This window comes from Mesorhizobium sp. CO1-1-7, from assembly GCF_020164885.1.
GTDB lineage: Bacteria > Pseudomonadota > Alphaproteobacteria > Rhizobiales > Rhizobiaceae > Mesorhizobium > Mesorhizobium australicum.
Window position 1 is genome coordinate 191,428 of the sequence record NZ_JAIUHA010000011.1, and the last position, 19,063, is coordinate 210,490.

At 58.4% G+C, this 19,063-nt stretch carries 15 protein-coding genes; 11 read left to right on the plus strand and 4 right to left on the minus strand.

The annotated features are described in order from the left end of the window. The first annotated feature begins 51 nt into the window (after nt 1–51). Nucleotides 52–1,281 carry a glycosyltransferase gene (locus tag LB516_RS24235; RefSeq protein WP_140722014.1) on the plus strand — a complete coding sequence of 410 codons (1,230 nt, stop codon included), beginning with the start codon at nt 52–54 and terminating at the stop codon, nt 1,279–1,281. Here the strand turns inward: LB516_RS24235 and LB516_RS24240 are convergent. Then, on the minus strand, nt 1,274–2,404 hold the full coding sequence (locus LB516_RS24240) for a glycosyltransferase family 4 protein (RefSeq protein ID WP_140722011.1): 1,131 nt from the start codon (nt 2,402–2,404) through the stop codon (nt 1,274–1,276). The genes LB516_RS24235 and LB516_RS24240 overlap by 8 nt on opposite strands. A gap of 191 nt (nt 2,405–2,595) precedes the next feature. Between LB516_RS24240 and LB516_RS24245 the strand changes: the two genes are divergently transcribed. The 3 genes from LB516_RS24245 (at nt 2,596) to LB516_RS24255 (ending at nt 6,450) form a co-directional block, all read left to right on the plus strand. Next, the gene (locus LB516_RS24245; RefSeq protein ID WP_140663944.1) at nt 2,596–3,927 is read left to right on the plus strand and encodes a glycosyltransferase family 4 protein; all 1,332 of its coding nucleotides are present in this window, start codon (nt 2,596–2,598) and stop codon (nt 3,925–3,927) included. A gap of 88 nt (nt 3,928–4,015) precedes the next feature. Next, entirely contained in the window at nt 4,016–5,320 is a 1,305-nt protein-coding gene (locus tag LB516_RS24250; RefSeq protein WP_140663947.1) for an acyltransferase family protein, read from the plus strand. 119 nt (nt 5,321–5,439) lie between these two features. Next, nucleotides 5,440–6,450 carry a glycosyltransferase family A protein gene (locus LB516_RS24255; protein WP_140663950.1) on the plus strand — a complete coding sequence of 337 codons (1,011 nt, stop codon included), beginning with the start codon at nt 5,440–5,442 and terminating at the stop codon, nt 6,448–6,450. Nucleotides 6,451–6,561: 111 nt separating this feature from the next. On the opposite strand, the gene LB516_RS24260 is transcribed toward LB516_RS24255, so the two are convergent. Together LB516_RS24260 and LB516_RS24265 are read right to left on the minus strand one after the other, a co-directional pair. Next, on the minus strand, nt 6,562–7,836 hold the full coding sequence (locus tag LB516_RS24260; RefSeq protein WP_140722009.1) for a polysaccharide pyruvyl transferase family protein: 1,275 nt from the start codon (nt 7,834–7,836) through the stop codon (nt 6,562–6,564). 277 nt (nt 7,837–8,113) lie between these two features. Continuing rightward, nucleotides 8,114–9,547: an oligosaccharide flippase family protein gene (locus LB516_RS24265; protein WP_224720485.1), complete on the minus strand. Its 1,434-nt coding sequence runs from the start codon at nt 9,545–9,547 to the stop codon at nt 8,114–8,116. A 359-nt stretch (nt 9,548–9,906) separates the two neighbouring features. On the opposite strand from LB516_RS24265, the gene LB516_RS24270 reads away from it, so the two are divergent. From LB516_RS24270 to LB516_RS24285, 4 genes are all read left to right on the plus strand, one after another. Further along, nucleotides 9,907–11,340 (plus strand): DUF4214 domain-containing protein, encoded by a 1,434-nt coding sequence (locus LB516_RS24270; RefSeq protein ID WP_140722007.1) that lies wholly within the window; start codon nt 9,907–9,909, stop codon nt 11,338–11,340. A gap of 32 nt (nt 11,341–11,372) precedes the next feature. Next, nucleotides 11,373–12,725: a DUF4038 domain-containing protein gene (locus LB516_RS24275; RefSeq protein WP_181174546.1), complete on the plus strand. Its 1,353-nt coding sequence runs from the start codon at nt 11,373–11,375 to the stop codon at nt 12,723–12,725. A 205-nt stretch (nt 12,726–12,930) separates the two neighbouring features. Beyond that, entirely contained in the window at nt 12,931–13,992 is a 1,062-nt protein-coding gene (locus LB516_RS24280) for an NAD-dependent epimerase/dehydratase family protein (RefSeq protein WP_140722003.1), read from the plus strand. Nucleotides 13,993–13,997: 5 nt separating this feature from the next. Beyond that, nucleotides 13,998–15,311: a DUF4910 domain-containing protein gene (locus LB516_RS24285; RefSeq protein WP_140722000.1), complete on the plus strand. Its 1,314-nt coding sequence runs from the start codon at nt 13,998–14,000 to the stop codon at nt 15,309–15,311. Here LB516_RS24285 and rfbC read toward each other — a convergent pair. Beyond that, a complete protein-coding gene (gene rfbC, locus LB516_RS24290) occupies nt 15,306–15,854 on the minus strand; it encodes a dTDP-4-dehydrorhamnose 3,5-epimerase (RefSeq protein WP_140620160.1) in 549 nt (182 codons plus the stop codon). The two genes, LB516_RS24285 and rfbC, sit on opposite strands and share 6 nt — an antisense overlap. A gap of 316 nt (nt 15,855–16,170) precedes the next feature. Here rfbC and LB516_RS24295 point away from each other — a divergent pair, with 316 nt between their 5' ends. Genes LB516_RS24295 through LB516_RS24305 form a run of 3 tightly spaced genes read left to right on the plus strand, consistent with a single transcriptional unit; the run spans nt 16,171 to nt 18,928 of the window. Then, entirely contained in the window at nt 16,171–17,466 is a 1,296-nt protein-coding gene (locus LB516_RS24295) for a class I SAM-dependent methyltransferase (RefSeq protein ID WP_140721997.1), read from the plus strand. Then, the gene (locus LB516_RS24300) at nt 17,463–18,278 is read left to right on the plus strand and encodes a sugar phosphate nucleotidyltransferase (RefSeq protein ID WP_023774755.1); all 816 of its coding nucleotides are present in this window, start codon (nt 17,463–17,465) and stop codon (nt 18,276–18,278) included. The genes LB516_RS24295 and LB516_RS24300 overlap by 4 nt, the downstream gene beginning before the upstream one ends. Then, a complete protein-coding gene (locus LB516_RS24305; RefSeq protein ID WP_140721994.1) occupies nt 18,275–18,928 on the plus strand; it encodes a PIG-L deacetylase family protein in 654 nt (217 codons plus the stop codon). Before LB516_RS24300 ends, LB516_RS24305 begins: the two co-directional genes overlap by 4 nt. Nucleotides 18,929–19,063: the final 135 nt, after the last annotated feature.

Consider the following 19,063-nt stretch of genomic DNA (forward strand, 5'->3'; position numbering starts at 1 on the left):
GAAAGGGAGACTGCCGGCAGTGCGATTGCTGGCTGCGGCAAGGGGGGAACCATGCTCCACGAACGTTCTTCCGACCTGGCAATCGCCGCCAAATTCGCGGTGCCAATCGAGAAACCGCCGACCGCGCCGGGAAGTGTCGACAGATACGCGAGAATAGCGGTGGTTCACGACTGGTGCCCCAACTTCCGGGGAGGGGAGCGGGTTCTTGCGCAAATCTGCAAGCAGTTTCCGAATGCCGAAGTCTTCACGCTTTTCGATTTTCTGCCGGCCGACGTCAAAGAGCAATATTTCCGGGATGTGGAATTCCATACGTCGGCAGCCAACCGGATTCCCATGGTGCGGAAGTTCTACCGGTCTCTTTTCTTCTTTTGCCCTTTCCTGATCGAGCAGTTCGACGTGACAGGCTACGATGCGGTGATCTCCTCTTCGGCCGCGTTTTCGCGCGGCGTCATCACCAGGCCGGATCAACCGCATTTATGTTACGTGCACAGCCCCGTCCGCTATGCGTGGGATGAGCAGTTCTCCTATCTTCAGCAGGGAAGGTTGGGCTTTGGTCCCAAGGGAATTCTCTATCGATACATGCTGCACCGGCTGAGGACGTGGGATACCAGGACCGCGCATGGTCCGGACCTGATGTTGGCGAACTCGAACTATGTCCGTTCCCGAATCCAGCACATCTACGGGCGCGACGCGCGTGTCGTCTTCCCGCCGGTTTGCGTAGGAGAACTGCCGTGTGTGGAGGACAAGGATGACTACTACGTCTCGGCATCCTTCCTGGCCCCATACAAGCGCACCGACCTGGTCATCAGGGCCTTCAACGAAATGCCGTCGCGACGGCTGGTCGTCGTTGGCGAGGGCCAGCAATCCGCCAGCTTGCGATCGCTGGCTGGGCCCAACATCTCGTTTTCGGGTTTTCTACCCCGCCAGGAGTATGTAGAGACGCTGGCGCGGGCAAAGGCCATGGTCTTCGCGGGCTGCGAGGACTTCGGCATCGCTTTGGCCGAGGCGCAAGCCTGCGGGACCCCGCTGATTGCCTTCGGCCGCGGCGGCGCGGTTGACATCGTGCGGCGCCTGGGGTCATCGGCCGAGCCGACGGGGGTGCTGTTCAAGGCGCAGACTATCGAGTCTCTCAAGGCGGCGGTCGTGCGCTTCGAAGAAAACAGCCACGCTATCACCCCCAGTGCCTGCACCGCCAATGCAGCGCGCTTTTCCGAAGAGAACTTCGATCGCGCGATTCTGGAATCGATCGGGGCAGTCCAGTCGCTTCACGACATCATATGAGTTCGCGCACCCTGGCGCCCTTGGTTTGTGCGTCGAGGCCGTCGGCGGCCGCCATGGCCTTGAGATAAAGCAACGTCGTCGCCCTCCAGCTGTATGCTGAGGCTCTTGCCCTTCCCTTCGCCACCATCTCCGTTCGCAACGCCTGAGAACGATGAAGTCGCATGAAGCTGTCGAACCATGCCTCCGGATTGTCGGGAGAAGCGTATAGGGCCGCGCTCGCGCAGACCTCAGGCAGGCTTGCGCGGTCGGAAACCACCACCGGGCAGCCGACAGCCATCGCCTCGAGGGCAGGGAGGCCGAAGCCTTCGGTAAGCGACGGGAAGGCCAGGCAGAGCGAGTCCGCAAGGAGAGCAGCCAACTCGCCATCCGAAACGCGGCCAAGCCAGTGGATGTTTCGCGCTTGCGTGCGCGCAGAACCTGACCGGTAAACGCGGCATTCCGACATTCCGACGATGGCTATCCTGAGCCCGACTGCTCCAAGCCGGTCAGCCATGTTCAGGACGAGGTCTACATTCTTGTGGGGTGCGGCACTTCCGATCATGACTATGGTGTCCCGGGAGGCCGCCAACCGTGTCGGCGCCGAGTGCTCAGGCTTCCAACGCAAGACATGCTCATGGCCGTTAGGGGCCACGAGGGCCCGATGGGCCTGGATCACGCCTTGGCGGATGAGTTCACCGAGCGAGAAATCGGAGACAGTCGAAATACTCCACGCAGTCTTGCCGAGGCAAGGCAACAGCGTTCTGTAAAGGCTTCTGAAGGCGAGGGAATAGCTCTGCGGCGCGTTCCAGACATTTGCGTCATGAATACAAACGATATGTTTGTGGGCAAGCAGCGGCCCGGTATTGCAGAGGCTGAGCAGACCGCCGCCGTCGAGAGCGACGGGAAGTCGCGCTTGCTCCCAAACATGCCCGCGCGCGCCGCCGATCTCGCGGCGTTCGATGGACGTGAGGGGGATGTCCCCGGATCCGGGTGGACAGAGCAGGCGGAGCTGGAGATCGCTAGCAAGTGGTACTCGCTCCTCAATCAAGGAGTCCAGCGAACGGACGACTTCATGGGCATAACGTTGCACGCCCGTTGTCGCCTGGGAAAGAAAGCGCCCATTGATCGTCCAACGTCGTGGCATGCCCTTACCCCCGAGACTTTCACTGTGGAGCGGCCATAGGGGCGCAGTCACTACGGCCATTCGGTCACCTGTTGGCGCGGAGCCTCATCCGGCCGGGCGAGGGCGGTGTTGAACCTACCTCGAACGTTGGAGGGCCGTGCGCGACCGAGAATGCTAATCTGACCACAGGTGCGGCCGGACCGGAGAGGGTTATGGGTAATTCCGAATTCGATGCGACGCAGTCGCCGCCATCAAGGCGGTTGAATGGCCACGACAGCGGCACACAGCTGGCGGGAACCCTTGTCGAAGACGCCAAATACCTGGTTGGTATACCCGAGCGAAAGTCACGGGATCAGGGGGCGGCGAGGCGACGCTGGACGATAAACGGAGACTTCACGACGCTTCGCCGTAATGGAGTAGCCCGTTATGCTCGCGAAGTGACCATGGCTCTCGATGCTCTCATTTCGGAAGGTCATCCCCTTGGTCGCGACCTGGACATGGATCTGGTGATCCCACGCCCGCTAACCGAACCCTTGCCCCTTAAGGCCATCGCCGTCCGCATCATTCCGGAATTCAACAGACCACGACTTCCTCAATTTTGGGTTCAGGCGCAGTTGCCCTGGCATGTGCCTGGCGGGTTGCTGAGTTTCTGCAATCTCGCTCCCGTCATGCTTAGCCGTCAAATCGCTTGTATCCACGACATGCACACCAGGCTGATGCCGTTGAGCTATGCGAGAGGCTTCCGGTGGGCGCACCGCCTCATCCTCCCAGCGCTCGGCAGGCGGGCTGCTCGTATCACGACGGTCTCGCAGCTGGCGCGAAGTCATCTGATCAAATTCGGAATAGCACCGGAGGAAAATATTGTCGTCACCTACAACGGCAGCGACCATGCCAGGAGATGGGATGCCAAGAAATCGTCCCTGGCCGTGGATCGGCGTAGGCCATATGTCCTTTGCCTTGGCCGGGGGGACCAAGAATACAAGAACCTGGAGCTTCTCGCCCGGCTGGCCCCACTCCTCGATGACATGGGTCTGGATCTGTGGATGCCTGGCGACGTCGACGAAGCCACGATCCTGCGATACGTTGCGAAACTGCCCGACAACATCGTCTTGCTTGGCCGCATAGGCGATGACGACTTCAAGAAGGCGCTCGAGGGCGCTTTGTGCTTCCTGTTCCCCTCACGCATCGAGGGTTTCGGGCTCCCCGCGGTCGAGGCGATGGCGTCTGGCTGTCCCGTCATTGCATCGAGCTCGCCGTGCCTCCCGGAAATCTGTGGGGACTCTGCTCTTTATGCCGATCCCGACGATGTCCATGCGTGGGCCGAGAAGGTCCGCCAGCTTGTGCTCACCCCAGCCTTGCGCGATTGGCTGGTGACCAAGGGCAACGCCAGGGCAAGCAGTTATTCCTGGCGGTGGATCGCGTGGAAATACCTGGAACTGATGGTCCAGGTTGACGCCGATTTCGGGGAGCGGTCCCGCGGCTGGAGACCGTCCGAAGGAAGCGACCTTGTCGATTTCTCGAAACCGGCCGCAAAGCCGCGCTGATTGAAGGCTTCGTGTCTGGCCGGGTGCCAATCCGCGCTCGACGGCCTAACAGAAACGATTGACCCAATATTCCTCAAATGGATTAGCAATGCGCCGTTTGGGTCAATTCTCAGGTCCGCTCGCCTCCGGTAAATTGAGATCGAAGCCGATCGAGGGCAAACAGGCCACCGTAGCGGCTTCATTGGATAGGGCGATGGTCTTCTTAACACTCGGCACGGTCGGCCTGGCATCGATAACGTCCAGGGTCAACGCTGAGTACTCTCCGGCCACGGCCCGGTCTGCTCAGGCAAGGAAGTTCTGGCACAATCCTCAGCTTTTGAGGCTCGTATCCGCCTATGCCATCGCCTACATCCACATGCCCGCAGTGGTTGGCGCCGCCCACATTCATCCGGCTGTCTTGGAGATTTTCCGTTTCGGAACGGATCTGTTCGTGGTTCTGGCCGGCTTTCTAAGCGCGCATGTGCTCGGGAACAACGGCACGTCCGCAGGTGCTTATTTGCGCGCAAGGCTCATTCGCATCGTGCCTTTATACTGGGGCTTCACGGTTCTCGCATTTCTTGTCGAAAATTACGCGATGAATAACCATTCGACGCCCTTGTCAGCACTCTTCATGTCGCTTGCCTTCGTCCCCTATGGTCCCTACCCGATCCTGTATCCGACCTGGACCTTGCTGGTCATCGTCGAGTTCAGCTTGATTATCGCGGCTTTTCAGACTGCCAGCGCCAAAAACGGTGTTTTCTATTCCGCCGCCTTTGCGGTACTCCTTGCAGGCGCTGGCAAAATAACGAGATTTGAAAACCCGATTTTCGTATTCTACACCAATCCCATACTGATCGATTTTGCCCTCGGCATCCTCATCTTCACGCTTGTCAGCTCTGGGCCGTTCCTTTTCAAAATGCCGCGGCGCCGCGTCGTTGTTCTCGCAGCGGCGGCAGTCACCTTCGGAGCTGTGGCTGCAGTCTTGCGTCCGTTCTTCTGGCCGGCGCTGCCCCGCGTCCTCGCCCTCGGCGTGCCGATGTCGCTTCTATTGCTGGGGGTTGTTATTCTGGAGCAGCTTGGCATCTACAACGACTCGAGATTTGTGAACTTTCTCGCCAAATGCACCTACGCGATCTATCTGACACACTGGTTCATGGATCTCATCTCCGAAAAGCTCGTTGTCGAAAGCGGAAATTCGGCACGGCTGGCCACGGTGCTGTTGTTCGTGACCCCCATGGCCGTAACCTGCGTTTCAGTCTTCATTTATCTTTATGTTGAAGTGCCTATGACTCGATACCTGTCCGACTGGTTCGTCGCACCGGGAATATCACCGTCATCGGCAGCGCCCAGATCGACGACAGGGCATCAAGGTGGCGCGCAGCCCGGATCGGAGCATCGGAGCCGTTTGCCATGAGCAAGATCCTGGGCTGAACGCCTCATCTTAAACAAAGCCACCGACAGAAGCTGAGGTCGGCTTCTCGCTTTTGAGTAGGTCAATTCAATATCGACGTCCGAAACGAAAAAGATAACGTTATGAGACACCGCTCGGCGCCAGCTCTACCTCTCGTCGCGGTGGTAACGCCCGTATACAACGGAGGTGCCTATCTCGAGGCTACGATGAGATCCGTTCAGCGGCAAAGTTATGATAACATTATACACGTTATCGTTGACAATTGCAGCTCGGACAACACGCCGCAAATCATCGATCGCTTTCGGTCGGAGCGTGTTGAACTGATTACCATTCGCAATGACAGCCTCCTTCCGCTGCGAGAAAACTGGACTAAGGCGCTTTGTGCGGTTCCCACCGAGGCCCTTTACGTGAAGGTTCTATGCGCAGACGACCTGATGCATAGCGATTGTATCTCGCGCTTCGTGGAGATTGCTCAATGCGATGAAAAAATCGAAGTCGTTCTTTGCCACGACATCTTCATGGACAGGGTCCATCGCGCGAATTTGCCGTTGAAGCAAGGTATTTTTGGAGGCATTGAGATTGCGGCCAAGATGCTAGACGAAAGCATTAATTGGTTGCCCTATCACCATCTATTCGTTCGATTTCCTGGCAGCGCGCAAAGCGCGGTTTTCTTCAACGATGCCCCGATCCATTTTGATTTTTCTGCAGTCGTGCGCAGTGTCCTGCGTGGCAAGCTCGCCTATCTGCACGCGCCACTCGTCTACACACGGTGGCACGCGAATTCGCTTACCAGCCAGCAGCTCGGTGCGAACCAGTTAAGAGCCTTACTTGAGCGTTTTGACATTTTATGTGCCTTCGGGGCTCAGTGTTGGGACGAGGCGACCTTCCGAAGTAAAAAGGAATGTATGCGTGCCAGAATGATGCGCTTGGCCATAAAATGGACACTGATGGGAAGGCTGGACGCGGCTCAGGAACTCTTGAAGGGCCTGAAAGAGCGGCAGGTCGCTCCGAACGCCGCGGATTGGGCCAAATCGCTGGTTGAATGGCTGCCCTATTCGAATTGGAAACGAAGCTGGCGTCTTTCAACGGGCCCTGAGATTGACGAAGCCAAGTTCTGCTCGGAGAATCTTTAAGGCGGCGGCCGCTGACCGAACGCATCCACAGGAGCTGCTGGGCTGTTGAAGCCGCGACTGATCGCGCGATCGACAATCTTTCAGTAGGCAATAATTAGCGCCTCGGCTTAATCAAAGGACCTTGGACAACAACTCCTGCTCGTGCTCCTTTACCCGAAACAGTACATCATCGAGGTGCCGCCGAAGGACTGCGCGATAGTGCTTCCTGTTTTTCAGCAATTCCGTGAGGTGCGTCTCCAACAGGTCCAGGTTGAGATTTTCTATGGATTGACAGAAATTCCCAAGGCCGAAATCAGTCATCACCGCATCGTTCTTGGCCTCGTATCCGATGGAGATTGTCGGTAGAGCAAGCTTCAAAGCGCAAACCACGTTATGAAAACGTGTGGCGACAACGACGTCAGTGTCGCCAATTTGCCGCATGACGTCATGCAGGGAGTTGATTGGCTCGGCGACAAGCTGACGAGCCTGCCGCGTGAAGCGGGTGCCGTCGATCAGGTCATATCCGCTTGCCTTAGCAATTCGACCGATATCCCTGACTGCCCGCATATCCACGGTTTCGCCGATAATTAGGCGTACTCGGTAGCCTCGATCCAGCAATGAGTTGACGAAACGGCCCATCTTCTCGATGTAGGTTTCATAGATAGCGGTGTCCGATCCTGAGCGCGCGCCTGCGCGCCAGCCGTTGTAGTTCATGAGCCCAACCCCAACTGTCGTCAGTTTTCCTCCGGTGTTGTCTCGCGCGGGCAATGGCGTAGGCAGTCTGAACACCAGATCTGGGTAGACTTCATCTCTACTTGTATCGATGCCGAGTGACGATAAGAAATCCTTGGAGACCTGATCGCGGAACGAACGGAAGTAGGCCCAGGCCGCTGCAGACCTCAACATCCGGCGGCTGGTAGAATTTAGGATCGGACCTGCGCCGGTTCCAATAAAGCAGAACTTCACCCCCGACAGTCGCGCAGATGCAGCCCAGCGGAACAGACCGTAGGATGTTCCAAATGGACCTGAGCCGTAGTCGTTTAACGTTGACGTTCCTGGCACAATTATGATGTCGAATTGCCTGACATATTTGATTGCCCGGCCCCAGTTCGCTAGCCTTCCAATTGTTCTCAGGCTGACTTTATTGCAGAACCTCAGGAGGGCATTGGAAAACTCTGGGGCGCTGATTGGTGTTGTGGCAATCTGATGCGCTTTACCAATGGCATCTGGATCAACACAGACGCACGCGATAGCCGCCTCCGGCCGAGCTTCCCGCACAAAAATCAAGAACGCTTCCAACGACGCGTCATTACCGAAATTACCCCCGCCAAACATTCCGAAAAGGCATATTTTCTGTGGCTTTGCGCCGATGACCTGCGAGAACCCATTCCTGCGCGGAAGGACCATGGTCTGTGCTCGCTATTGGTGCATGCATGCGAGCGGCGGCAGCATGATACTGCGGCCGTGCACGCTCTGATTGGAAGGGGTGACAGAGGTCAGGAGGTTCGAATGGCAAATTCGGCTGCTTCGGCATGGCTCGCACTCCAAGCCTTTCGGCAGGGCGAGGCCCTGCTTCTTGTCCCGCTGGTTCTCGTCCATGAACATTCGCGTCCTTCCAGGCTCGTTTGGATAACCACTGGCCATGCGACTTTTTCGTCGGCCATCGTGTTCACTGATGCTCGCCTCACTCGGCCGGGCGGAGCGAGGCACGCGCGAAACCGGGGATGGACTTGATTATCTCGTCAACCAAAGGATGTCGGGTAAGGACCAATGCCGCTCCCCATCCAGCCAACGCCAACACCCCTGCTGCGAGTGCCTGCCCATGCGAAAGAGCGAAGCCTGTGCCCGACAAGAAAGCCACGCACAGCGGACCAGCCGCGCTCGCCATGGCCATGACTGCACTTCTCCATAGCGCTGCGGCGATATCCTTCAGCTTCAATCCCAACCGTCGCCTAACGAAGCTCAGGGCAACGTATGCCTGGAAAGGAATCGTCACCAGCATACACCAGGCGGCCGCCTGCAATCCACCGAAGATGCCAGCCATTGACAACAGAATGCCAGAAATCGGGAAGACGATGAGGGCACGGATGAACAAGTCGCGGATCGCACCGACTGCAACCAATACCGGGTAATTGAGCTCAAAACTGAAGGAGAAGAGAAGAGCAATCGCGACGACCTGAACAAGCGGCGCAGCCTCGATCCATTGGCGACCGAGCACGACGTCCACGACCGGGTAGGCCAGCACTGAGAGCACAAGGAGAGCCGGCCAGTAGAAAGCCGTGACAATAGAAAGGGCCGCGAGATACGGGCGCTTCAAATCGCTGCCTTGTCTGACCTCTGCCGAAAACGCCGGCAATACGACAGCCACGGCCCCTCCGAGGAGGAGCTTGTCGGGTATCTGGCTGATCAAGAGGGTCCTGCTGAACAAGGCTGCGGCATTCGGTGACACCAGTCGGCCCAACAAGAGCAGGGGCAGGGCGTCAAAAATGCGGAAGAGTATGGCGATGGAGCCGTTGTATCCGCCGAACGAGACCATTGCGCGCCAATTGACGAGGGTTGGCTTGAACATCCAGAAATGCGGGCACAGGGCAAGCGCAAGGCATGCAGCAAGCCCACTGCCGATTAGCCACGCCCAAGCGAAGCTCATATAGCTGAAGCCCGCGAACGCCAAAGCGATTGTTGCCACGGCTCCTGTCGCTCCGTTGGTGATGCTAATCGCAGCTACCTTGCCGAAGGCCATGTCCCGGCGCAGGAGAGCGTTGACCAGGATGACCAAAGCATCGAGGAAGAGGCAGGCTGAAATAACTCGAAAATAGGGAACGAGGTTCGGCTCCGCGTACACTGAAGCCAGAATAGGGGACGCGGCTAGGAGAACGGTGACGGCAATCCCGGTAAGGACGAACATCACTGTGAAGGCCCCCCGAATGTCCTCGCGGCTGAGTTCCCCGCGCTGGATCAGAAAGCTTGAACTGGAGAATTCCCTGACGGACAGGGCTATCGCCAGGATTGCCATCCCGATCACCGACACGCCGATTTCCTGTGGTGTCAATATGCGCGAAACCACTGCGGTCGTGGCGAAATTCGATACGAGCAGGACATAACGTTCGCCCGTGCTCATCAGAAGTGCGCGTTTAACAGAAGGCATAGTGCCCTTTCCCGGTAGCGGCGGGGCCGCCTTCGTCACGCTGAATAGTCCAACAAACCCAGTTAAAGGTCAGTACCTTCAAAGTAAGGACTAATCACAGACGAAAGGGGTAACGGGCATGCCGGCCGGAGTTGTCGGGCCTTGTTCCAGATCAGCTAAGGGCTGATCAGATTTGGGTAAAATAGAGCGTAAGAGGTTCAAGACAGGGCTTGAGTTGGTGGCGACCTCCGAAAGGGGTATCGCAGACGCGTCGGTCACCCGTATGGGTAGATTGCTACCGGCGCTCGCAGTCCCGACTATCGAGGCCGCCCCCGACCGGGAGAACTGTCGCCATGTCGTTTCGTTTCGCAGTCGCTTTGGCTTGCCTGCTGGCGTTCGTCTCGTCTGCCTCCGCCAATTTCCTTTGGGGCATTAACGGCCATCCAATAGTTGCTTATCCGGGTATCCCGATCGAACGGCAACTCGACTTCGTCAAGGATCTCGGCCTGAAGTCATACAGGGTCAATGTTAGGGGCGAGGGCGACGTCGATATGCTTGCCAACCTTGTCTCCGCCGGAAAGGTGAGAGGCATCGAGATCCTGCCCGTCCTCACGCCCGCCGGCATCGATATGGACAAGGACAGTCCGGAAGAACTTTACGCCAGGACCCGGAAACTTGCGATCGCACTTGGCTCAAGGTTCAAGGCCGACATCCGTGTCTGGGAACTCGGCAACGAGATGGAGAACTACGCCATCATCAAACCTTGTGAGAAGCGCGATGATGGTTCGCAATATCCATGTGGGTGGGGACCTGCAGGTGGAACGGGAACGCTCGATTACTACGGCCCGCGCTGGATGAAAGTGAGTGCCGTCCTCAAGGGCCTGTCCGAAGGGATGATTGCGGCCGATCCGACCATCAGCAAGGCGATCGGCACCGCCGGATGGGGCCACGTCGGCGCGTTCGCACGGATGAAGCAGGACGGCATCGCTTGGGATATCTCGGTGTGGCATATGTACGGCGAGGATCCGGAATGGGCTTTCCGGGAAATCTCGGCCTACGGCAAGCCGATATGGGTTACCGAATTCGACAACCCTTACGGAAGCCAGCGCGGCGAGAAGCAGCAGGCCGACGGCATCAAGCAGACAATGACGAGACTTCAAGACCTCAACAAGAAGTACAAGGTCGAGGCCGCGCACATCTACGAACTCGTCGATGAGGCCTACTGGGCTCCCAGCATGGAAGCCAATATGGGATTGGTGAGGCTGATCCCGGCGCCCTATGGTAAATGGAGGGTCGGCGAGCCTAAGCCGGCCTATAAGACGGTGCGTGACTTCACCCGCGGCCCGCAGCCGGCGCCTAGGCCGTACCGGGAATGCGATCCAGAGACCCTGGCTGCAAACAAACCCCTATATGTGAGGCAGGCAAGTTTCGTCTATTGCCTCATTCTTGGTCACGATGGCGACACGGCCAGCGTGGATCGTTGGTCGGCAGCTCTTGAAAGCGGGAATAGCAAGCTTGCTGACATGATATTGGACATGATGGACACCGACGATTTCGAAAGCAGATATGCCACGATCGGCCTGACGGACCGCGCCTATATCAGTTTCCTCTACCTGCTGCTTCTTGACCGTCCCGCAGACAACTACGGCCTTGACTCCTATACGCGGCCGCTACGCGCGGGCACCATGACCCGCAAGGACGCAGCCTTCGGCATTGTCACCTCAGCGGAGTTCAACTCCAGGCACTCCGCCATCCATGAGGTCTCCGGGGCGCCGACCCCTGGGTGAGCATGAACGACGGGCCGGAGGGAGTGAGCGCAATGCGCTTGATGTCTGTTCTCATGACCTGCGTCTATTTGGTGGCTATGGAGACCGGAAGCTTGGCCTGCGAACGCGACAAGGGGACGCGTTTCCCCTTACGGATCGAATCTGGAAAGAGCTTTCCGGTCGACAAGGACGGCGATCCATTCTTGATGCATGGCGACTCGGCCTGGTCCCTCATCGCAGATCTGAAGGATGACGAAGCATACCTCTATCTTGAGGACCGCAAGGCTCGTGGTTTCAACACGGTGCTGGTCAACCTGCTAGAGCACCGATTTTCCCGCAACGCGCCCGCAAACGCATATGGCGAGAGACCATTCGCTGGCAACGCCGATTTCGCCGTTCCGAATGAGGCGTATTTTGCCCATGCGGACCGTGTCCTGCAGAAGGCATGCGACCTCGGTTTCCTGGTGCTGCTTGCCCCAGCCTATCTCGGCTATCGCGGTGGTATTGACGGTTGGTATCAGAACATGGCGGCTGCTGGGCCAGGAAGGCTTGCTTCGTACGGCCATTTCGTCGGACATCGCTACCGGCACTTCGACAATATCATGTGGGTCAACGGTGGCGATGATGATCCAGCGGACAAGGATCTGGTGAGGGCTGTTGCCAAAGGCATCCTTGACGAGGAGCCGGGCGCTCTTAGCACCATCCATGGCGCTCCCGAAACGCCACCATTTGATTTGTGGACTCACGAATCCTGGCTGAACGTGAACAACATCTACACATACGGCCCTGTCTACACTGCCGCGGTCAGGGAGTACGGCAGGGGTATGCCTTTCTTCCTGATTGAGAGCGCCTATGAGTTCGAAAGTGGTACCGACGAGTACCGGGTCCGCATTCAGGCTTACCAGGCGATCCTCTCGGGCGCCTTTGGCCACCTCTACGGCAACAACCCGATATGGCATTTCGGCGGGCCCGGTCTCCATCGGCAAACATTGGGGTGGAAAGAGGCTCTGAACAGCCCGGGGGCAAAAAGCATGGAGGTGCTTTTCGCCTTCGTCTCGTCGATAAAATGGTGGCTGCTCGAACCCGACGCCACGAACAGCTTCCTGGTCAACGGTATGAGCGCGGGCATGGAAAGGGCGGTCGCTGCGACCGCAAGGGACGGATCCTATGCTGTCGTCTACATGCCCGGCAACGGCCGCATTACAGTGGACCTGGCGCGGCTTTCGGCGGCTTCCGTCCGCGCTCGCTGGCGCGATCCGACCAGCGGAGAGGTGATGGATGTCGAAGGTTCTCCCTTCAAGGCGGAGCGCACGGTTTTCAAGCCGCCAGAGCTAAACAGCCGCGGATACAAAGATTGGATCCTGGAGCTGATAGCTCAAGGCCGCCCCGAAGCGCAAAGTCAATGACGCGCGATTGCGTGCAGCAGGCAACGCAAGGCAAGAAGTGCGCCGATTCCTCCGAAAGCATTAGACGAGCGCCACTGCAAAGGAGGTAAGCGCCGGCAACGCTTCCTCGAACGGGGAATCCTGGGCGTCCATTGGCGTTCTCCCCCGTTCCTTCAAGCCCAAGTAGCCTCCCGGATATCAATATCGGTTTGAGAAGAGGTGCGCGATGAAAGTCATGGTAACCGGCCATCAAGGCTATATCGGATCGGTGATGGTGCCGATGCTGCTTCGTGCCGGGCATTCGGTGACGGGCTATGACAGCGATCTCTACCGGCGCTGCACCTTTGCCGCTGGGGGCGAGCGGGCTTCAATTCCATCTATCCAAAAGGACGTCAGGGACGTGCATGCGCGCGACCTCGAAGGGTTCGATGCCGTCATCCACCTTGCGGCCCTTTCCAATGACCCGCTGTCCGACCTTGATCCGGACATCACCTATGAAATCAACCATAAGGGCAGCGTCCGGTTTGCAAAAGCGGCCAAGGACGCCGGCGTGTCGCGCTTCCTGTTCGCTTCGTCGTGCAGCAATTACGGACAGGCGGGCGACGGGATGGTCGATGAAACGGGCGAATTGAAGCCGGTAACGCCCTATGGTTGGTCCAAGGTCCTTTCAGAACGGGATATTTCCGAACTGGCCAGCAACAGCTTTTCTCCCACCTATTTCCGCCCCGCCACGGCCTATGGGCTCTCGCCGCGGCTCCGTTTCGACATCGTGTTGAACAATCTGGTCGCGTGGGCGGTCACCAAAGGCGTCATCCTGCTGAAGTCCGATGGAACACCGTGGCGGCCGATCGTCCACATCGAGGACATTTCCAGGGCATTCATTGCCGGGCTGGAGGCGCCCCGCGAGGCCATTCACGATCAAGCCTTCAATGTGGGACGAACCGACCACAATTACAGGATCCGGGACATCGCCGAGATCGTCGCCGAGATCGTGCCCGATTGCCGGCTTGAACTCGCGCCCGACGCCGGACCCGACAAACGCTCCTATCGGGTCAACTTCGACAAGATCGCGCTTGCCCTGCCTGCCTTCAGGCCACAATGGGATGCGCGCAAGGGTGCCGAGCAACTCTACCAGGCATACCGGAAGTCGAATGTCACGCTGGAGGAATTCGAGGGGCCGCGCTTCCAGCGTATCGGTCATATCAGGCATCTGTTGACCAGCGGACTTTTGGACGAGCGGATGCGGGTCGCTGGAGTATCCAAGCCATTGGAGGAGGCGCTCGGATAAGCTGGATGGAACACCTGAACCCCGCCGGGATCGGGCCGCCGCCGGCAACCGGAATCGGTCACGAGATTTATGGCCTGGCCGAACGTCTGTTTCCCATCTGCCGGAGCATCACGGGAAACGGCGTGCGAGCAACGCTGGATGTCTTGTCACAGCATATCGAGTTGGAACGGCACGAAGTGCCCACCGGGACGCAGCTGTTCGACTGGACCGTTCCAAAGGAATGGAACATACGCTCGGCAACCATCACAGGCCCGGACGGACATACGGTCCTCGATTTTGCGGACTCCAACCTGCACGTCGTCAACTACAGCTTGCCGTTCAAGGGGATCCTGACGCTCGCCGAACTGAGGCCGCACATTCATACGCTGCCCGATCAGCCGCAACTGATCCCCTACCGGACCAGCTATTACGCCCCGACCTGGGGCTTCTGCGCGGCCCACGTCCGTGTGGCTGACCTGCCCGACGGTTTCTACCATGTGGAGATCGACGCCGAGCTCGAGGACGGCAGTCTCACATACGGCGAATACCTGCACCGCGGTCAGACCGAGCGGGAGTTCCTCCTCTCGGCGCACATTTGCCATCCCTCACTTGCCAACGACAACTGTTCGGGCTTGGCGCTGCTGGCGATGCTGGCGAGAGGTCTCAAGGCAAGGAAGACACGGTACAGTTACCGCTTCCTATTCGCTCCCGGCACGATCGGCGCGCTCGCGTGGCTGTCGCGCAATGAGGACCGAACATGTCTCATCGACCACGGTCTGGTGCTGTCATGCGTTGGCGATTCAGGAGGCCCGGCATACAAGCGCAGCCGCCGCGGCGACGCCTTCATCGACCGAGCCATGTCCCACGTGCTGGGGCATCGCGCCGGGGCAAAGCTGATGGATTTCTCCCCATATGGTTATGACGAGAGGCAGTATTGTTCGCCGGGCTTCAATCTTCCGGTCGGCATGTTCCAGCGAAGCGTCCACGGCACATTTCCCGAATACCACACATCGGCCGACAATCTTGACTTCATCAGCCCAGAGCATCTCGAGGATTCCTTCCGCATCTTGATGGAGGTGATCGACATTGTCGAAGAGGACTGGACGCCGTTGAACCGCTTGCCCAAGGGCGAGCCGCAGCTCGGCAAACGCGGCCTTTATGCAGCCGTGGGAGGGCAGAAGTCGTCGGGGGCGACGTCGATGTCCCTGCTTTGGGTGCTGAACCTCGCCGATGGGCAGCATTCGCTCCTGGCCATGGCGGAGCGCTCGAACCTGCCCTTCAAGGAACTGGCCGCCGCTGCGAAACTGCTGTTCGAACATGAGCTCCTGGTAGCCTTATGAGGCCGTTACGGTTCGCCGTCTGACAAGGGGCCAACTTTTGTCCCTTTCCGACATGGCTGTCGGCATCAAGGGCCATGCGATGGAAAAGGTGGGGTCATTGTAGAGGACGCCGGTCGACGCGTTGGGCGTATAGAACTGTGATATGAGATACGAGACCTCGGTGCCGTCGGTTAGGGTCTGGAGGCCGTGGGCGAAGCCGGCAGGGATATAGAGCTGCTTCATGTTTTCGGAAGTCAGCTCGAAACCAAGCCACTTGTAGCGTGTCTGCGAATTCGGACGCAGGTCCACAACGACGTCAAAAATCGCGCCGCGGACACAGGAGACCAGCTTGACCTCTGCGTAAGGCTCCTCCTGGTAGTGCAGCCCCCTGAGAGTTCCCTTTTTGATCGAATGAGCCCGGCTGTGCTGGACAAAGCGCGTCGCCAGACCACAATCGGCCATCTCCTTCTCACAGAAAAGGCGGGTGAAAGAACCACGGTCGTCAAGCATGGGAGTAGGCTCGATCACCCAGACCCCTTGAAGCTCCGTTTCGGTGAACTGCATGCCTTGACTCCCCGGCGCCGAGCGAGACTGCCGCATCAATTGTCAGCGTCGCCAGCCCACGCTGTAAGGGCTACCTAAGCCTTAGCTGGCCTCTCCGATAGCGGTATGTGCGGATGAAAGCTGACTACCCGTTCGGCGAGCCTGGCGTCGGGATCACCGCCGCCGGCTCGCTATAAGGATTAACGCGCCCGACGGATTGGCAAATCGAAGCGGAGAGGGCCGGATCCTAACCTGCCGTCATGTGCCTACTCAGGCGCGGCAGGCATGGGTTCTGCGGAGCGGACCCGCGGGTTAGGTAGAAGACAGGAGCGGGGAAATGAACATTCAGCCTATCGAAACCGTTCGCGGTCACAATGCGGCAAGCCGGAATGTCGGTTGCAGGCTCTGCGGGTCGCGCCTGCGCCACACATTGGTCGATCTAGGCATGTCTCCACCTTGCGAAAGCTTCCTGCAGGCCGAGCAGCTTGACCAAATGGAAGCTTACTATCCTCTCAACGTGCTTGTCTGCGACACCTGCTACCTGGTGCAGCTCAAGGAGTATCTGAGCCCCGAGACCATTTTCAGCGAGTATGCCTATTTCTCTTCGTTCTCCTCCAGCTGGGTGGCTCATTCGAAAGTGTATTGCGAGGCCATCACCAGACGGCTTGGGCTTGGCCGTGACAGTCTTGCGGTCGAGCTCGCAAGCAACGATGGTTACCTGCTGCAGCACTTTCTGCCACTGGGCGTTCCTGTACTGGGCGTCGAACCGGCAGCCAATGTTGCGCGCGCCGCGATCGAGAAAGGTGTGCCCACCCGGGTCGACTTCTTCGGGGTTCGGTTGGCAAATCAGATGATGAGCGAAGGACATTGCGCCGACCTCATCATTGGCAACAACGTCCTGGCGCAGGTGCCGGACCTCAATGACTTCGTCGCCGGGATGAAAATCCTGCTCAAACCTCAGGGGGTGGTCACGCTCGAGTTTCCACATATCGAGCGGCTGATGGCGGAGAATCAGTTCGATACCATTTATCATGAGCACTTTTCATATTTCTCGCTGCTGACGGTCGAACTGATGGCGGCGCGCCACGGATTGCGGCTGATCGACGTCGAGGAGTTGCCCACCCATGGCGGCTCGCTGCGCGTCTATCTCGCCCATGATGGCAGTCGCTGGGGCGTGGATGACAGGGTGGGCAAACTTCTCGCCCGAGAAAAGCGGCACGGGCTAACGGAGATGATTACCTATGCCTCCTTCGGTCACAAGGCGCAGCGCGCCAAGCGCGACCTGTTGGCCTTCCTTATCTCGGCCAAAAACGAAGGGAAGAAGATTTGTGGCTACGGCGCTCCAGGCAAGGGCAACACGTTGCTCAACTACTGCGCTATCGGCACCGACTTCCTTGACTTCACGGTCGACCGTAACCCTTACAAGCATGGTCGCTTCACACCGGGGATGCATATCCCGATCAAGTCCGTCGACGCCATCGACGAAGTCCGGCCAGATTACATCCTCATCCTACCGTGGAACCTGAAGGACGAGATCATCGAACAGATGCGCCATGTCGCCTCCTGGGGTGCAAGGTTTGTGGTCCCAATTCCCTTTGTGGCGGTGATCGATCCATCGGAGTTAGGCAGATGAAAGTTGTCCTCTTCTGCGGCGGTCGCGGAACCCGGATCCGCGACTATTCCGACAGTATACCCAAGCCGATGATCCCGCTTGGCCATCAGCCGATCCTGCGCCACGTGATGCAGTGGTACAGCGATTATGGACATGACGAATTCGTCTTGTGCCTGGGCTACAAAGCCAATGTCATCAAGGATTTCTTCCTCAACACACGGCCGCAGACGTTTTCCGATTGCGTGGTCACGCAGGGAGGTCAAGACGTGAAACTGCTCGGAGACCAGGTCAAGGACTGGAGCATTACCCTGCTTGATACCGGGGTCTGGCGCAATATCGGCGAACGCCTCTGGGCGGCAAGGGACCAGGTTAAGAACGAGAAGATGTTCCTGGCCAACTACTCCGATGGTCTGACCAACGTCGATCTCGACGACGTGGTGGCGAAATTCGAAGCCAGCGGCAAGATCGGTTGTTTTCTCGCGGTGCGCGCACCACTGACATACCATTTGGCCGATATCGCGGAAGACGGTCGCGTGCGTGAGTTCCGCACAACAGATACCTCGGAGATCTGGATCAACGGCGGCTACTTCCTGTTCCGCCCGCAAATCTTCGACTATATGCGCGATGGCGAGGAGCTCGTTCTGGAACCTTTCAGACGACTGATCGACGACAACATGCTCATGGCGTACAAACATGATGGCTTCTGGCGATCGATGGATACGCTGCGCGATTGGCAATCGCTCGAAGACATGGTCGAACGGGGCGACATGCCCTGGAATAGAAAAGTTACCGCCGAGAAAACCAGGCGCGGTCTGGTGATGGCCGCTTCATGAGAGGGCTTGGCCTCGCACGTGGCGGGGAGGAACTCTCGATCCTCTGCCTTGGCGCCCATTCCGATGACATCGAGATCGGCGCCGGCGGCACTATCCTTGGCCTGATCGCGTCGGGGGTGAAACTGGACGTCCACTGGTGTGTGCTGAGCGCCGGCGGCCAGCGGTCGGTCGAGGCCCGCGCTTCGGCCGAAGCGTTCCTGAAAGGATCGAAGTCGTCCGTAATCGACATCGCGGATTTCGAGGACAGCTATTTCCCGGCCCATAGCCGGGCGATAAAGCAGCGGTTGATAGATCTAAGATCTCGCGTCCATCCCGACCTGGTGCTGACCCATGCGAGGTTCGATGCCCATCAAGACCATCGGGAGGTCAATCAACTGACCTGGAATGTCTTTCGCGATCATCTTGTGGTCGAATACGAAATTCCCAAATGGGATGGCGATCTTTGCCAGCCAAATGCCTACGTGCCGCTCTCTGCCGCAGTGTTGGGACGCAAGATCGAGCTCCTGCAACAGCACTTCGGCACGCAGCGCTCCAAGGACTGGTTCGACCGCGACACATTCGCGGGGCTGGCGCGATTGCGCGGGATGGAGTGCAGGGCGCCGGAACATTTCGCCGAGGCATTTACACTCAGAAAAGCCAGACTTCTTTAGCGGATTTCCGTCACGATCTGCTTGAGGGCTTGCCTGAGCCAAGGGGGCACATGGTTCCTGGAGAAGACTTCGGGTCGGGCTTTGCCTCCACGAGCCATCCTCGACGTTGGTGGCGATCTTCGCACGACACTTTTG

Bases quoted from the DNA above. Each gene is read 5' to 3' on its own strand.
- LB516_RS24235 (WP_140722014.1), top strand. From the start codon at position 52: ATGCTCCACGAACGTTCTTCCGACCTGGCAATCGCCGCCAAATTCGCG.
- LB516_RS24240 (WP_140722011.1), bottom strand. From the start codon at position 2,404: ATGCCACGACGTTGGACGATCAATGGGCGCTTTCTTTCCCAGGCGACA.
- LB516_RS24245 (WP_140663944.1), top strand. From the start codon at position 2,596: ATGGGTAATTCCGAATTCGATGCGACGCAGTCGCCGCCATCAAGGCGG.
- LB516_RS24250 (WP_140663947.1), top strand. From the start codon at position 4,016: ATGCGCCGTTTGGGTCAATTCTCAGGTCCGCTCGCCTCCGGTAAATTG.
- LB516_RS24255 (WP_140663950.1), top strand. From the start codon at position 5,440: ATGAGACACCGCTCGGCGCCAGCTCTACCTCTCGTCGCGGTGGTAACG.
- LB516_RS24260 (WP_140722009.1), bottom strand. From the start codon at position 7,836: ATGGTCCTTCCGCGCAGGAATGGGTTCTCGCAGGTCATCGGCGCAAAG.
- LB516_RS24265 (WP_224720485.1), bottom strand. From the start codon at position 9,547: ATGAGCACGGGCGAACGTTATGTCCTGCTCGTATCGAATTTCGCCACG.
- LB516_RS24270 (WP_140722007.1), top strand. From the start codon at position 9,907: ATGTCGTTTCGTTTCGCAGTCGCTTTGGCTTGCCTGCTGGCGTTCGTC.
- LB516_RS24275 (WP_181174546.1), top strand. From the start codon at position 11,373: ATGCGCTTGATGTCTGTTCTCATGACCTGCGTCTATTTGGTGGCTATG.
- LB516_RS24280 (WP_140722003.1), top strand. From the start codon at position 12,931: ATGAAAGTCATGGTAACCGGCCATCAAGGCTATATCGGATCGGTGATG.
- LB516_RS24285 (WP_140722000.1), top strand. From the start codon at position 13,998: ATGGAACACCTGAACCCCGCCGGGATCGGGCCGCCGCCGGCAACCGGA.
- rfbC (WP_140620160.1), bottom strand. From the start codon at position 15,854: ATGCAGTTCACCGAAACGGAGCTTCAAGGGGTCTGGGTGATCGAGCCT.
- LB516_RS24295 (WP_140721997.1), top strand. From the start codon at position 16,171: ATGAACATTCAGCCTATCGAAACCGTTCGCGGTCACAATGCGGCAAGC.
- LB516_RS24300 (WP_023774755.1), top strand. From the start codon at position 17,463: ATGAAAGTTGTCCTCTTCTGCGGCGGTCGCGGAACCCGGATCCGCGAC.
- LB516_RS24305 (WP_140721994.1), top strand. From the start codon at position 18,275: ATGAGAGGGCTTGGCCTCGCACGTGGCGGGGAGGAACTCTCGATCCTC.